Source organism: Mesorhizobium sp. M0808 (genome assembly GCF_040320025.1).
Taxonomy (GTDB): domain Bacteria; phylum Pseudomonadota; class Alphaproteobacteria; order Rhizobiales; family Rhizobiaceae; genus Mesorhizobium.
Genome location: NZ_JAMYOX010000056.1, coordinates 1 through 14,306, shown reverse-complemented (window position 1 = coordinate 14,306; position 14,306 = coordinate 1). Strand labels below are relative to the sequence as shown.

The following is a 14,306-nucleotide window of genomic DNA, read 5'->3' as shown; positions in this document are numbered from 1 at the left end:
CTAATTGTGAATTTGAGAGATCGGAATGGAGGCATATGTCTCCACGCAAATCCGATCGCTTTCGTCGGCGGCGCTGAATATCCAAGCCAGGCGCGCGCCGTAGTCGCTCATCAACGTCAGTAATCCAAGTCCGGAGCCTCCTACGTCGGGGTTCGCGGCATTGGCTTCAATTCGCTGTATCAGCAGGTCCATGGGGTCGCCAACCGTGATGTCCTCCAGGAGACTTTGGAACTCGGACGCATCTTCACCATCGACGTCATTCGACACCTTGAGCTTGAAGCATTCCGAATCCATCGACGCCTCGATCAAGATCTCACCCGGTGCGCGAAACTTGACGGCATTTTCGATGAGTTCGTTGACCAGATATCCAATGCTGTGCCGCACTTCCATGTAGTCATTGCGGGACGACCGGAAGCGCAATGCGAAAAGATCGGCGATGAAGTCCGAGGTCGTGGCACAATGACGCCAACTCAAGTCGAGAGGCCCGTCGAACAGCCGCACGCGACTGACACTCTCCTTCATCCCGATTGCAACGTCAGGGGTCCCGAACAGCGTTGTCATGGCTATGTGTGCCTTATGATCACGAGGGTGATGTCGTCGTGGATCTTCTGGATCCCGATATGGGCCATGAGATCCTCGATGATCCCGGTTTTGATTTCCTCGGCGCTCCCGCCTTGACGTTTTCGTGCGCTCTGGCAGAGGCGCTCGAACCCGAACAGCCTTCTGTCTTGGTCTTCCGCCTCGGTCACACCGTCGGTGTGCAGCACGATCACGTCGCCACTGCCGAACAGGATGTCGCGCGTGGCAATGAACTTCGAGATGTCATTTTCCAGGCCAACCGGCAGACCCAGATCCATCGTGTCGATACGTTCGACGTCCCCGTCCGCACGCACGACGAGAACGTCCTCATGCTGGCCGGATAGCGTTACCCGCTCATCCTCGAAGTCAAGGAAGGCCAGCGAGAGATGCTTGCCGGTGTTCGTCCGCTCGATGTTCTTGTAGATCGCTCTGTTCAGCCGATCCAGAAACTGGTGCGGATCCCCCTCGTTGGTCTCCTGCAGCGCGCGTGCAACGGATTGCACCATCAGCATCAGCACGCCGCTCTCGAGACCATGACCGGTCACGTCGCCGATGCCGATCTTGACCCGTGACCCGTTCTGCAGGACGTCATAATAGTCACCGCCGACCTCGTCGGCCGGCCGCATGTAGGCCGCGATCTCCAGCCCCGGAATCGCTTCGAGTTCGAATTGTTTCGGCAGGACCATCATCTGTATCTGCCTGGCGACCGCGAGTTCGGCGCCAAGGCGGACGTTCTCGTCCTGCAGCTTTTCGTTGAGTGCGGAAATCTCCTGATTGGCGTCCCCGAGTTCCCTGGTTCGTTCGTCGACGAGTTGCTCAAGGTTTTCAGTGTGAAAGCTGATCTGCTCGGCCATCCGGTTGAAAGCGATTCCTGCCGCTCCAACCTCGTCGCGCGTCGGAATGTTCACGCGGACTGAATAATCTTTGGACTGGAGCCGCTGGGCGGCGCTGGCAAGCGCCCTGAGGCCCGCGGTGATCCGCTTCGAAATTCCGAGCACGGCCGCAAAAACAATCAGAAGCGAAACGGCGATCGCCGCGATCTGAAACAGCAGGATACGATTGGTTGCGCGAGAAATACTCTCCTGCGCGGCGAACAGGGATGCATAGATCTCCCGTTCGGGAACGACGATCCCGACCCACATCGTTTCGGACTTGATCGGTCCCGAACTCCACAGATTGGTCGGCTTCAATCTCTTGAGGACAACAATATAGGGAACGTGTTCGCCCTTGTTGTCGAGCATGATATGCTGAATGACACCGTCATTGTTATGGTCTAGAGGTAGTGACGCGATAGCCGGCTGGGTACTTCCCCGCAGAGACCTTTCCAAGCCGGTGACGCCCTGCGTGCCCGCATCGCTCGATGAAGTCAGGCCGATGATCGACTGGCCCGACGGATTGATCGCCACCACGTTGCCAGTCGACATCGTGAGGAAGCCGAACCCGGTTTCAGCGATCTGCACCCTTTCGACGACTTTCGCGAGCTGATCGAGAGTGATGTCTGCTCCCGCCGTACCGGCGATACCGGTGCGATCGCGCGTCCATAGCGGGTGGAAAAAGCTGACGATCAGCTTTCCCGTGATTGCATCGGTGTAAGGCGCTGTCTGGGTAATATCGTCAGGGACCGGACGTGAGGCTGGATCCCTGGCCCATTGCTGCCATGAACCATAGATTCCCGGAAAGAAGAACTCCCAGAATTCCGCCTTGTTGTGGCCTGGATAGAGTCGGTCGAAGGTCTGTGCCTGATCCGTATACGGTACCGTCCGGAAGATCGGCCGTTCTTTTGGACCAATATAGTACATCTGCAGTTTGGAGGACCCGCTGGCCATGAGAGTCGGCGCGACGAGATCGATCACGGTACTGTCTTCTATTTCCTGCTGAACGCTCGGCAGCGGACTGTGGTCGGCGCCCAGCAGGTAGCCCCAGACGCTTACCACGGAAGGCGCGCCCGGCAGATTCTGCGCCCAATCGCCCTGCGCGTTGTAGACAACCTTCACGGAGCCGGGCGCCTCATGCGAAAGCGTGGCTCCGACCTGTTGCTGCCTCCTCGGATCGTCGATCTGGGCCTGCAGCACGCCAGCTAGCGCCTTGACGTCCCCGTGAACCCGATCGAGCAGCAGGTCAACGCTCAACGCCGTCGACTCGGCATAGGAACGAATGTATTCCTGGTTTGCGTTCGTCAGGCCCTCACCGACTTCCGATGTGGCGTCGCGCGACAGCTTTTGAACGTTCCAAAGCGCCAGACCACCGCTCAGCAGGAGGTCGAACAGTACGGCGCCGCCAACGACCAATACGAATTTCGCTCGAAAGGAGCGCAGGCCGAAGCGCGGTGTAGGCTCGTTATCGGCTTTCATTGTGGCCGTCGCCCCGATGCGACCCAGATCGGCCAACCCGCATAACCCTTGGGGTGTAGTGCAGCGAAAATGTGATCCTGGAAGCCCTGCCGGAACCGTGCGACGAACTCCGGTCCGTCACCGCGTCTGGTCGCCATCTCCCCGGCATAGACATCCGCCCAGGCTGCAATGACGTCGGCGAAGTCCTGCGGATCGCCGTCCAGGTTAGTGACCATGAAGGTCTCCACAAGGATGTCTTCGAATCCGGCTTCCACCAGGTATCGCCGACTCTTGGGCCCAAGCTCGACGTCCATCTCGAAATGCCCGAACAGCTTCGCCACCTCGTCGTAGGTCCAGCGAATGCTTTCGGCGCGCGGCTCGCCGAGGCAATGCGAATTCTTTTCGTTGGTGATATAGACCCGACCGCCTGGCTTGCATATGCGGTAGAGCTCCTTGAGGATGAGTTCAGGTCGATTGAAGATTTGCAGGGAATGTCGGCAGGTGACCAAGTCGAATTGCGCTTCGTCGAGCAGCATCTCCGACGCATCGCCATACGTATATTCGATGCCCCGGATGTCGAACTCCCGCATCACTCGTCGAGCATAGTTCAGGCTTGATCTGGAGTGGTCGAGGGCGACGATCCGCGATGGCTGGAACTCCTTCTGCGCGAGCACAGCGAAATCGCCGATCCCGCAACAGATGTCGGCCATGACGATCCCGGGCCTCATCCCGTGTCGCGGCAAGATTGCGCGCTCGTGGCGCCATGTCATCTTTGTCTGAGTACGCAGGATCGGTACGAACCCGCCTTCCTCAAGGAAGCCCTGCCCCGGATAGAATTCGGTGTCATACTCCTCGACGGTGATGTTCGGTTCAATTCCGCTCAGGCGACCGAATTTTCGTGAGGTCCATCCGACGACGCTTGACGTGATGACGACGAATTTGAGATCGGGTCGAGCGCGACAAGCGTCGATGATGATCCTCGAAAAGGTGTGAAACGCAGCGTTGTTCATCTGCGTCAGGCGCCTGACATTGACGTAGAGAACGCCGCGCACACGGCCGATCGCATCGCGAAGTAATGCCATGCTAGGCCCAAGCTCATCGATCGCCTGAGGCCGGACCACTCCCGATATGGAGAACTCCTGGTTGTTCGCGTCGTATTGCGCCTTAAAGCGCGGGAGAAGGTCGTAAGGGCTCAATTTTGCAAGCCCTCGAGCGGAAGATCCACGACAAGCTTGATTGCATCGCCGTCGGCTTCCTCGATCCAGAGTGTCGCGTTGTAGTCGACAGCCAGTTCCAGGAGTATGACCTCGCGGCTCGGCGCGAGATCCCCGGACACCGAATTGAGGTATCGCTCTCTGGCCTCTATTCCTGCAAGTTGCGACACGGCTTCTTCGTAGAATTGGCGCTCCTCCGGCACGCAAGGAAATGTCAACTCGATCCTATCCGTCGCGCCATGGCGAGACACCCTGCATGCCAGTTCGCCGTCGGCATGGCGCGTGCGAAAGGCGACTTCCAGCAATTCGTTGAAGGCGGAGGAAAAGAGATTTGAATGCCGGACCGAGTCAGACCTGTTTTGACTGATCATCCGGGCCATGTATGTCGAGACATAATCGCAGTGTCTCCAAGCGGAGACAAAAGCTTTGATTTCCATGTCGATCTGGATCATGGGTTCAAAGGTCGGTCCGCCGCCAGCCAGGTCAACAGGTCCCATCGGCATCCTCACTTGTTCCATCAGTATTGAACCCCCGCGGGGTGATGGCCTACGCGACGAAAATTTCACCGCCCGTGGTCAGTCAGTCTGGCACTGACTCGAAGAATTGCGCGGTATCCGCCTCGATCATTCTACAAATCTCCACTTCATCGTTAACAAAGGGTTCAAGGCGCTAGAGCGCCCGATTTGATTCCTCCATCGCTCGTACCACCCTCGGCGGGGACCGCTTGATGAAATCGCTGATCGCCTCGGCTCCGAGCGGCCGTCCTAGGTAATTACCTTGCAGGCAATCGCAATTTTCCTTGATCAGCCACCGTGCCTGTGCCGATGTTTCGACTCCCTCGGCAGTGACATTTATCCCTAGGCCGTGCGCCAGATTCATGATCGATCGCACGATCGTTTGGCTTTTGAGGTCGGTCTCCAGGTCCGCAATAAAGTACTGATCGATCTTCAAAGTATCGAAGGGAAAGTTCTTAAGGTAGCTTAAGGATGAGTAGTATGTTCCAAAATCGTCGAGCGAAATTCGTATTCCCAGGACGTTAAGGGTATTCAACGTATCGATATTGTCGGTCGTCTTCTCAAGTAGGACCGTCTCGGTTATCTCAAGTTCAAGTCTGTCGGCCTCGATTCCAACTGCGTCGATGATCTGGGCGACGGTGTCCGTCAGCGAACCGCTAAGGAACTGAGCTGGTGACAGGTTCACTGCGACTGTCAGCGAGGAAGGCCACGTCAACGCCTGGCGACAGGCTTGCTCGAGCACCCATCGTCCAATCTCGTCCATCAGACCGTCGGCTTCGGCGATCGGTATGAACACCTTAGGTGGAATGATTCCGACCTCAGGGTGCCGCCACCGCAGCAGCGCTTCGAAACCGATCACCGACGAGGGAGGCCGAATGAGCGGCTGATACTCCAGATAAAGCTCGCCCCGCTCCAGCGCGGTTCGAAGGCTGCGCCTCAGATTCTCGCGTTGCTCAAGCAAGAGCAGCATCGAACGGTTGAATGTTCGAGCGCAGCCGCGTCCATCTGTCTTGGCCGCGTAAAGGGCAATGTCAGCGGCTTTCATCAACTGTTCGCCATCGGTCCCGTGCTCCGGCCCGAAAGCAATTCCGATACTCGAGCCGACGAAGACGGGAATGCCGTTGATGACGAACGGGTTCTTGAACGCGTCGACCAGCGATCCGGCGAGGCGCTCAGCTTCTGCTGGCTGCTCCTTTCCCAATTGGATGACAGCGAACTCATCGCCGGCATACCGGTACGCGGATTCGCCGTCCTGCAGCGCGTCGCGGATACGACCCGCCGCGAGCTGAAGAAGCGTATCGCCTGCTCCATGGCCGAGCGTGTCGTTGACCGCTTTGAAATCGTCAAGGTCGATCTGCAGCAGGGCGGCTTTCGGCTTTGGTTCGCCGAGGGCCGCCAGTGCTTGCTGCAGCCGCTCGCCGAATCGCCGCCGATTCTGCAGTCCGGTCAACACATCGTGCGTCGCCTGATGGAGCAGAATTACATGCTCTTGCTCCTCCGCTACGCTCCGCCCACCGCGCTCCCTTGATTCGATGATTCCCACACCATTTGCAGTGGCGAAAACGAAAGCGGAGCGCGGCGCTTCGCCCGATGATCGCGGCAAATCGATGCTTGCCGGCGGGCCGCCGTGGAACACACGAAGAAATTCGTCGCGATACTTCGCATCAAGGAAGCTCGGGTAGATCTCCCAAACGGCGGCACCCGGCGCCACCGCGCCTCCGTACACGCCTTTGAGCTTGGCTGCGTAGTGCGTCAGACAGAAGTCGCGGTCATAGAACGACAAAAGTTCGGTCGTGTTCGCCAAAAGGTCAGCGAGAAGCGCCTCGCGGGGACGTGGAACATCACTTGAGGAAGGCCCCTCACTCTCCGTGCCGACGCCTGATGCCTCTGGGTGCAAGTGCCACCTCCATAGGCGGTGCGAATCCACGTCCCCCATTCCAGAAATAGCATAACTGGCAAGCTTGGCAAATTTTTCAATGCGCAGTCTTAACAAGTGCCGCATGCGGCGTAGTTGCAATGTGTGCTCCGCTGTGATTGGCAGCGACAACGATGAACAATCGCAGTTGGTTATTAAATCGGGAATTGTTGCGAATTGGCTATATGATTGATGGCATGGTGGACGCGACACGAAATATTCTGGTCCATGAGGCGGCGTGGCCTTCCCCTGTTTTGAGCCCGCCCCATCTCAACCACCGCCGATCTTGTACTCAGCTTCCGAGCGCTTTGAGCCAACCTTCAAAGGAAGACGCCTTCTCGTGTTCTGCAAGCGAAACAGAGTGGGCGGGGCGCGGTAACACCACAGTACTGCGGCCTTCGCGGGGGCTGTAACCGAATTCCTTGCTGAATGCTCGGCTGAAATTAGCCGCTGAACTAAACCCGAAGGCCTCACCAATATCAACAATTCGCCGGCTGTCCGCCGGATCGCTAAGCGCAACATGGGCTGCCAGAAGTCGGCGACTTTGTATGTAGTGGAGAACACCACCGCTCGGTTCGAACAATTGATAGAGACGAGAGCGCGATACGCCGAGCGCCCGGCACATTGAATCCGGTGTCAGATGAGCCGCATCCAGATTGTTTTGGACGTATCGACGCGCTCGCTCCATCAGCGCGACACTCGCCAATTGTTCGGCGGCCGCGGCATGTTCCGCGGGAGGCGCGAGGCAGGCAATGATCATGCTGCGTGTTGCGTGTACGATGCGGGGCAGATCTTCAGCCGTGAGACTGCGCAGTCTTGCTTCGATGCTGTTGACGTAGTCAACCAAGAGGTTGGCAAAGTTGCCGGACAGAATTGAATTGTTCTTTGCGTCGAGGGTTGACGCCGCATCAGAGAACAAATCACGCGGCATATACAAAAAGAGACTTTCCGAGTCCGTTACCCTCCCGCGAAACGGGTAGCCAAGCGATCTGATCTCCAATTTGCCCGAGTGGTTTTCTGCAACGCGGCGATCGACCTCCGTCCACGACCGGCCAGTTCGTGGCAAGACGATATACCAGTGATCGATCGAACTGGATCGGAGCTTCGCGGCGGAACGCAAGTAGCTATGTGCCGGCGCGCGCTGTTGAACAATCAGCATGCCACCGAGATTCCAGGCTGTGTGGTCGGCGGGAAAACCATCGTTCAGCGATTTGTCATCCGGCAACCTGACCTCGACAAGCGGCGCCATGTGCGCTTGCCAAGCGGCGAATTGGTCCCCTGGCGCCAGTTCGAGCGTTGAAAAGGGCAGAGGTTCGAGCGCCGGCGCGAGTGATGGAGCGTCCCCATTGTGGGGTTGACCTTCGCGTGGCCAACGACGTCGGTCACGGTCTCGCGGCTGCCTCGCAGGGGCCTCGTCTTGCCTCTTAGTGTCCATCGCGTGGTGCCATATCCGAATCGGGTATGCCCCATGCCCCTCTCAATCATGTGGTGTACTTTCAGGCATCTGGCAAGACTGGCGGAACTCGAGCCGACCGAAACGGCGATCACGCTGGATTACGGCAAGAAAATGCATTCCGAGATAAGTTTCTGGATAGGAAGATAACGACATTCTTCAACCTGATGCGTATAAAATCTGGCATCGTGAAATAGCAGTTGAGAAGCCCACCGAAATGAACGCGAAGCTCAACAGCGAAGATCGTCGCGAGATAATTCTTGATGGATACCGTGACAACGGGCCGTTGAAAATTATTGCGGAAAAGATCGGATGCTCACTGGCGAGTTTGAAAGTCACCGCCAGTAAAATGGTCTGCACTCGAACTCGAAAGAAGCGGCGGAATTTCGGCGCGGACTTCACGTCCGGAAGTGCGCGCTGATTTTGGAACTATTAACAGAGAAAGCATTAGGCAGCAGGTAAACTGATTCCAATACACTGTGGGCGATATTATCGCTTAAGCATCCCATCGCGTCTCCGGTTCATCAGCAAAAAGCCCGCCGCAAAGCATGGGGGCGGGCCTGAAAGGTTTGCACAGATGCTGCGTCGGCGTTTCAATCCCACCTGCCTGAGCCCTCACGATCTGGCTATTTGCGAACGCGTGTTCGATCAGGTCTGCTCGGATGAGAATTTCGACCCTTTGGACCCGGACACCGAAATCTTGGCGGTGATGGTTGTGGCCATTTTTCGAAATGCTCACACCAGCGAGCGCGAACTGCTGGAGGCGGTCAGGTCTCGTCGGCAAAAGGCTGCGGCAACCGGACATTAGTATATGTCGCCCAAAAGTGCGCGCGTCGCATGAATCCGTTCAGTCGCGACGCGCTTGTCTTATCACCTTATTTGCCGAAGAGGCGAGACGGGGCGAGGGCGCTGGAATTCACCATCCTTACGTCTGCGCGAAGGGGAGAGGCGAGAGGGGCGGTCTGGTCGGAAATCGATCTGGACGGAAGCTATGGTCGCTTCCTGCGGCCCGCAGGAAGTCAGGTAAGGCGCACCGCGTGCCATTATCAGATCGTGCCGTCGAAATACTGCGCGACATGAAGAACAAACACATTTCCGATTTTGTATTTCCGGCCAGCGTCCGCGCTCGCCGCTTAGCGACATGACTCTCGCCAAGCATTGAAAACGGCAGGCGGCGGCGACTTCACAGTTCATGGAATGCGCAGCGCGTTCCGAGATTGGGTGTGTGAGGAAACGGACTATCAGACCGAAGTTGCTGAGGCAGCAACTTGCGCACGCTACTGGCACCGCAGCCGAGCGCATACCGGCGAGGCGACGCCTAGGATAAGCGGCGCAAGATGATGGCGGATTGGGCAGCATATTGTGCCAGCTCCGCATTATAGCATGCCAACCTTGCTCATTTAGCTACTGAATCTTATGTCACCCGTAGCAGCAACCTAGTGCTGACGTGCGGCCCGTTGGTCGCCTGCAGGATGGCCAGACCAGCATCCCGCCGCTCCCATGTGGACGATGACGAAACCTCCCAGCTCTTTCAAATCAGCAGTTGAACCGCGTCCGAATCTGTCGGGCTGCGAGGAGGAACCATGAACGATAACTCGCCCACACTTGTGTCCTTGAATGACGCCGCGAAGATGACGAGCATGAGTCGAACGATGGTCAACAGATATCGCGCCGAAGGCCGGTTTCCGGTTGCGGTCTCACTCGGCGACCGCCGCGTCGCCTTTGTTCACTCAGAGCTCACCGACTGGATTGCAGCGAAGATCGCGGCGAGGGCGGCTTAACCCGCTGCCTTCAAAACCACCGCGGATCCAACCGCGGCAACTTCAAAAATGGAACCACCAACTTGCACATATTGTCAATTAGACCGGAGCCGCCTGGCGCCGGGAGCGTCATCGCGCGCTATGATATTTCGCTAACCGATGCCTGCCGATTGTACGGCATGAAGCTTGTTGAGAAGCCCGACGGCCGACGCATGACGTACCGGCCGCAATCAGGCGGCCTGCACGTCGCGACCTTGGCACCAGCATTCGCAGAAGAAATCACGTGCGCCGCTGGCGTAGCCCTTGGAGGCTTGAACGCCCATGAGGATCTCAGATACCATACGCTCATCACGACGAGTTCCCGATCACTTGGGCGACTTGGCTATCGAATGCCGGCATTGTTGTGGCGTGACGTTCGACTCCGCAACCTTCGCCGTCGAGGCCGCCGTTCGAGGTGAGGGCGTCGTTTTGGGTCGAACCATGCTGGTCGCGGCTGACCTTGCCGCCGGCACACTTGTACGTCCCTTTGAACTCGCCCTCGAGGCCTCGTCAAAATACTTCATCGTCTACCCGCCCCGCGCCATTGCCCAGCGGAAAGTCAAAGCGTTTCGGGATTGGCTGTTTGCTGGGATGGATCCAAACGACGGCCCTTATGGCAAGACTGAGATGCGCCCAAGAAGAGCCACCAGTTCCGCCTGACGTTTCGTTTCGGTCTTGGCGAATAGCGAGGCAAGCTGGGAGCGGATCGTGGTGCGGCTGAGGCGCCAACTGCGGGCGATCTCCAAAGGCGCATCGCCCTGAGCCAAGCGCAACGCGAGGTGCGTTTCCGCGCCCGTCAAGCCAAACATCTTTTGCAGTGTCTGAGGATTTGGCCCCGACCTGTTCTCGCGGTCCAGTAACGCCACAATGCTCGTTTCGTCAGGAGCGATAAACCCGTTCTCGTTCAATATCACCGGCCTGTCGGCGCTGCTGCGGATCACCACCCATGATAGTGAGCCCGGCAGGAAATGGGCCGGAACATTCGCGATCAGCCGCCTCAAGGCCACTGAAAGGCCGCTGGCCGTATCGGCTACTTCGCCCTGGCGCTCCAGAGTGGTTTGAGCGGCTGCGTTCCATTCGACCACTTTCCTCTCGCGGTTCAGCACGAGATAGCCGCAGCCGATGCGATCAAGCATGCCGGTTATGGATTCCAGACTGCGTGCTCTTGGCTCCCCGACCCCTGCGCCCAGTCGATCTGATGCACGATCTGAATAGGCATAATAGGGCCGCTTCGTATGGGCCTCGCGGTCATACTTGATCCTCATCACAATGGATCGGTTGCCCGCTGCAGCTTCAGTGTGTCTATCGATCAGAGTCATTTTCTACCCCTACCCAAAGTTTCACCAGTCTGAAGCAAGTTATTCGGGATTTACAGAAAGTCTTTAAGCGACAATATCGTTTCAGATGGTGTTGTAACAAGTTACTCGGTACCTGATGATTTCACCGTTAAGACCCCAAAGTTTGCGCGCAATCGCGACATTTATACTATTTATGGATCATTAACTGGTGGCAATCTTCCCATTTATGTTCCGGGATATAAAAGCCATGCCGAAATTCGGCCGCCTCCTTCGGGGTTCGAGTGCAACCGAATTTACTGGTGCGTTAAACTCGCCAGTGAGCATCCGATCGTGGCCGCAAAATGTTTCAACGGTTCGTTATTAACGTATCCAGCTAGCATTACCTTGAGACGGGCTGCGCTTTTGAGCTTTGGGTTATTTCATGGACATCCTCAACTACGCTTTCACAATGCGCGATTCTATACGCACCAAGTTTAAGATTGTCGTTAGCTTCGCATCCAGAAACTTGTCTCGGGATGCATTTCTTAAGATTTCTTCATACCGCCAAGCTGCCGGTAGTATTCCTGCTCACCTATTTCCGACACCAGACAGCCCTCCCACGACCCCGCAAAGCTATGTATCTCGCCGCCACTTGGCGGTAGCGTATCTACGAAACGCAGGCATGGCATTGTTCTTTCTGCCCAGTCGCCCGTACGCCACGCTGCCTAGGTGGCTGTTACCTGATACATGACTTGTACAGGGGCCTGGCCATAAGGCCGTAGCCTTCCGTCGAACGACTGGCCACCGCCCAGCCGAGGATCGCACCTTCGACCGTCTGGAGGTGCCGACAACGCGGACGCCGTGCCGCGGCTCCCGAGTGCCGCCCCCTGGCTATGCACAGGCTTCAGGTATCTGCTGCCATGCTGTTTCTTCGGCCCTTGTCCAGCCGCGGCTTGTCCATGAGCCATGCGAAACTACCTGGCCGTTCGGACTGCTCACTCTCCGATGCGACGTCCTTCTCGCGTCAAAGCCAGACGGCAAAGATTGACGGCCCTTGGCAAATGGAAGACAGTCCTTAAGCTGCAACTAATATCATGGCGGCTCCGGGCCAATGCCCGGCGCCAATCGAATAACGTCCGAAGATCTGAGCGCAGCGCTTTTTCTGGCATGCGAAATGTTCGTCGTGAGGCGGGGCCATGAAGTCCGACCAGGAATTATTCGCGAAAGGTCTCGCAACATACCAGAAGGTTGTCGCGGCGAATTACATGGCGCACAGCGAGGTCTACCAAATGCTGCGCCAAGTTCTGCTAGATGAGGCTTCCGACGGCTTCGTGTTCGCCGATCTGGCCTGCGGCACCGCTCCTGGTTCGGCAGCCGCACTGGCCGGCAACAACGTCGCACGCTACATCGGCATCGACATATCCCAACCGTCGCTCGACGTGGCGAAGGAAGCGCTTGCCCCTCTCACCTGTCCGGTCGAACTGCGTTGCGGGGATTTCGTCGTGGCGATCGATTCCTGGAAGGGCCCGCTCGACGTGGTTTGGATTGGCCAGTCCCTGCACCACCTCCTTGCGCAGGATAAGGTGGCCCTTATGCGCAAAATCCACAGCCTGCTGCCACCAGGTGGCCTTTTCTTGATCTGGGAGCCGACGTGCCTCGAGGGCGAGGACCGCGAGGGATGGATGGAGCGATTTCATCATATGCGGCCGGATTGGGCAGCGATCTCCGACGAGGAGTTCGCCGCCTTCGAGAGCCACAGTCGAACGTCCGACTATGCCGAGACGGCCGCGACTTGGATTGGCATGGCCCGGGATGCTGGCTTCAGCACTGCGAACGAACTCATGACGGTGCCGAACAAACTGGCACGCGTCTACCGTTTCCGTCACTAGTTTCGACAAAACCGGTGCATTTGGACCTCGGCATTGCAGCACTTGAAGGCGAGTTCCGTTCCTCGAGGTCCGGAATTGAGCGCATGGAGGATCGGTGATGATTGAAACGGATCACCTGACCAGTCGCCCGACTATGTCCCCTTCGTGACCCAAAGCGGTCATTGCCGCTGCACGGCGGCAACGTCGCTAGAAGGATAGGGAGCGGACCTTCAGGTCAGACGCATTGCATCGCCAATGCAACAGCCAGATAATGTTCGCCTTGCGCCGAGCTGATGAAATGGAATGGGCTGTGGGTGCGTCCCTTTACGAGCCGGTGAACGTCTACAAACCTCAGGGACCCTATATTGGTGTCGTTGACGGTCCGTTTGAGTATCTGACGGTAGCAGGAACAAAACTTCCGCTGCCATTCACCACTCGGATGACGGTGGTGCGCCTATCGAACGGCGATCTGTTCCTTCATTCGCCCATTAAGTTTGCTTTGACGGTGGCCAAAGAGTTACGGAACTTGGGCAGAATTCGCCATCTCGTTTCACCCAACCAGTTTCACTACGCTCATATCGGTGAGTGGTCGAAGGCTTTCCCTGAGGCAATAACATGGGCATCGCCCAGAGTCCGGCAAAGAGCACGCGCACGGCACGCAGATGTGACGTTCGCACGAGATTTGGAGGCCGATCCTCCGGAGGAGTGGCGGCGGGACATGGATCAGACACTGTTTCCCGGTGGCTACTTTAAAGAGTTCATATTCTTCCACCAAGCTTCAAAGACGCTGATCCTTACAGACACGATCATCAATCTCGAATTGGACATGATCGATGAGCCTTGGCGCACGATGGCCAAGCTGACTCGGATGGCTCACCCGCATGGGCGGACCTTCTTTGGCATGCGGCTGCCAATTCTCCTCAATCGGCGGAAAGCACAGGCAGTAATATGCAAGCTCCAGTCGTGGCAGCCGCGGCGGGTGATTCTCAGTCACGGCCGCTGCTTTGATGCGAATGAAGACGAGATTGTCCGTAGAATATTCGGAAAGTCGGGTTGGTGACGCAGTGGCTTTGGGAGGCCAAATGTCCATTTTGGGTCGGCTCCGGCCGCTCGGCCTCGATCGCTTGCAACGACCGCTCCTAGCGATGCCTGCTCGTTCCGCTCGACGAGACAGACGGCAGAGAACCACCCAACCAAGCCGTTTGACCCGCACTGGCGGCTGCTGAGTAGGCGAAGTCCGCATCGCCTCGATCGCGCCAGCGAACGAACCCGCTCGCGGGAGGGGCGCGGGGTTTGAGGCGTGAGCTTCGTTGGCAGCGTCGGTGAGGCTTTAATCGATCAGGGGTGACGGACGGC

General features: G+C 57.4%; 13 protein-coding genes. 6 read left to right on the top strand and 7 right to left on the bottom strand.

Features of this window, described 5'->3' with window-relative positions:
- From NKI25_RS32905 to NKI25_RS32880, 6 genes are all read right to left on the bottom strand, one after another.
- Positions 1 to 561 (bottom strand): slr1658 superfamily regulator, encoded by a 561-nt coding sequence (locus NKI25_RS32905; RefSeq protein ID WP_352708122.1) that lies wholly within the window; start codon positions 559 to 561, stop codon positions 1 to 3.
- 2 nt (positions 562 to 563) lie between these two features.
- Positions 564 to 2,930, bottom strand: coding sequence for a SpoIIE family protein phosphatase (locus NKI25_RS32900; RefSeq protein ID WP_352844224.1), 2,367 nt, complete (start codon positions 2,928 to 2,930; stop codon positions 564 to 566).
- Entirely contained in the window at positions 2,927 to 4,105 is a 1,179-nt protein-coding gene (locus NKI25_RS32895; protein ID WP_352708124.1) for a methyltransferase domain-containing protein, read from the bottom strand. The genes NKI25_RS32900 and NKI25_RS32895 overlap by 4 nt, the downstream gene beginning before the upstream one ends.
- Positions 4,102 to 4,620 carry a ubiquinone biosynthesis methyltransferase UbiE gene (locus NKI25_RS32890; RefSeq protein WP_352708125.1) on the bottom strand — a complete coding sequence of 173 codons (519 nt, stop codon included), beginning with the start codon at positions 4,618 to 4,620 and terminating at the stop codon, positions 4,102 to 4,104. Before NKI25_RS32890 ends, NKI25_RS32895 begins: the two co-directional genes overlap by 4 nt.
- A 172-nt stretch (positions 4,621 to 4,792) precedes the next feature.
- Positions 4,793 to 6,574: a putative bifunctional diguanylate cyclase/phosphodiesterase gene (locus NKI25_RS32885; RefSeq protein WP_353000550.1), complete on the bottom strand. Its 1,782-nt coding sequence runs from the start codon at positions 6,572 to 6,574 to the stop codon at positions 4,793 to 4,795.
- 271 nt (positions 6,575 to 6,845) lie between these two features.
- A complete protein-coding gene (locus tag NKI25_RS32880; RefSeq protein WP_502897482.1) occupies positions 6,846 to 7,988 on the bottom strand; it encodes a helix-turn-helix domain-containing protein in 1,143 nt (380 codons plus the stop codon).
- Between the two features lie 235 nt (positions 7,989 to 8,223).
- On the opposite strand from NKI25_RS32880, the gene NKI25_RS32875 reads away from it, so the two are divergent.
- From NKI25_RS32875 to NKI25_RS32860, 4 genes are all read left to right on the top strand, one after another.
- Entirely contained in the window at positions 8,224 to 8,427 is a 204-nt protein-coding gene (locus NKI25_RS32875; protein WP_352828153.1) for a hypothetical protein, read from the top strand.
- A 156-nt stretch (positions 8,428 to 8,583) separates the two neighbouring features.
- Complete coding sequence (locus NKI25_RS32870) at positions 8,584 to 8,814, top strand: hypothetical protein (protein WP_352625102.1); 231 nt, start codon at positions 8,584 to 8,586, stop codon at positions 8,812 to 8,814.
- Between the two features lie 775 nt (positions 8,815 to 9,589).
- Positions 9,590 to 9,787, top strand: a complete 198-nt coding sequence (locus NKI25_RS32865) for a helix-turn-helix transcriptional regulator (RefSeq protein ID WP_353000541.1) — start codon at positions 9,590 to 9,592, stop codon at positions 9,785 to 9,787.
- Between the two features lie 300 nt (positions 9,788 to 10,087).
- A complete protein-coding gene (locus tag NKI25_RS32860) occupies positions 10,088 to 10,465 on the top strand; it encodes a LysR substrate-binding domain-containing protein (RefSeq protein ID WP_352708127.1) in 378 nt (125 codons plus the stop codon).
- Here NKI25_RS32860 and NKI25_RS32855 read toward each other — a convergent pair.
- Positions 10,417 to 11,124, bottom strand: a complete 708-nt coding sequence (locus NKI25_RS32855) for a helix-turn-helix transcriptional regulator (RefSeq protein ID WP_352596212.1) — start codon at positions 11,122 to 11,124, stop codon at positions 10,417 to 10,419. The genes NKI25_RS32860 and NKI25_RS32855 overlap by 49 nt on opposite strands.
- Positions 11,125 to 12,278: 1,154 nt before the next feature.
- Here NKI25_RS32855 and NKI25_RS32850 point away from each other — a divergent pair.
- Complete coding sequence (locus NKI25_RS32850) at positions 12,279 to 12,971, top strand: class I SAM-dependent methyltransferase (protein WP_353000540.1); 693 nt, start codon at positions 12,279 to 12,281, stop codon at positions 12,969 to 12,971.
- A gap of 250 nt (positions 12,972 to 13,221) precedes the next feature.
- Positions 13,222 to 14,010 carry a DUF4336 domain-containing protein gene (locus NKI25_RS32845; RefSeq protein WP_352844387.1) on the top strand — a complete coding sequence of 263 codons (789 nt, stop codon included), beginning with the start codon at positions 13,222 to 13,224 and terminating at the stop codon, positions 14,008 to 14,010.
- Positions 14,011 to 14,306 lie beyond the last annotated feature (296 nt).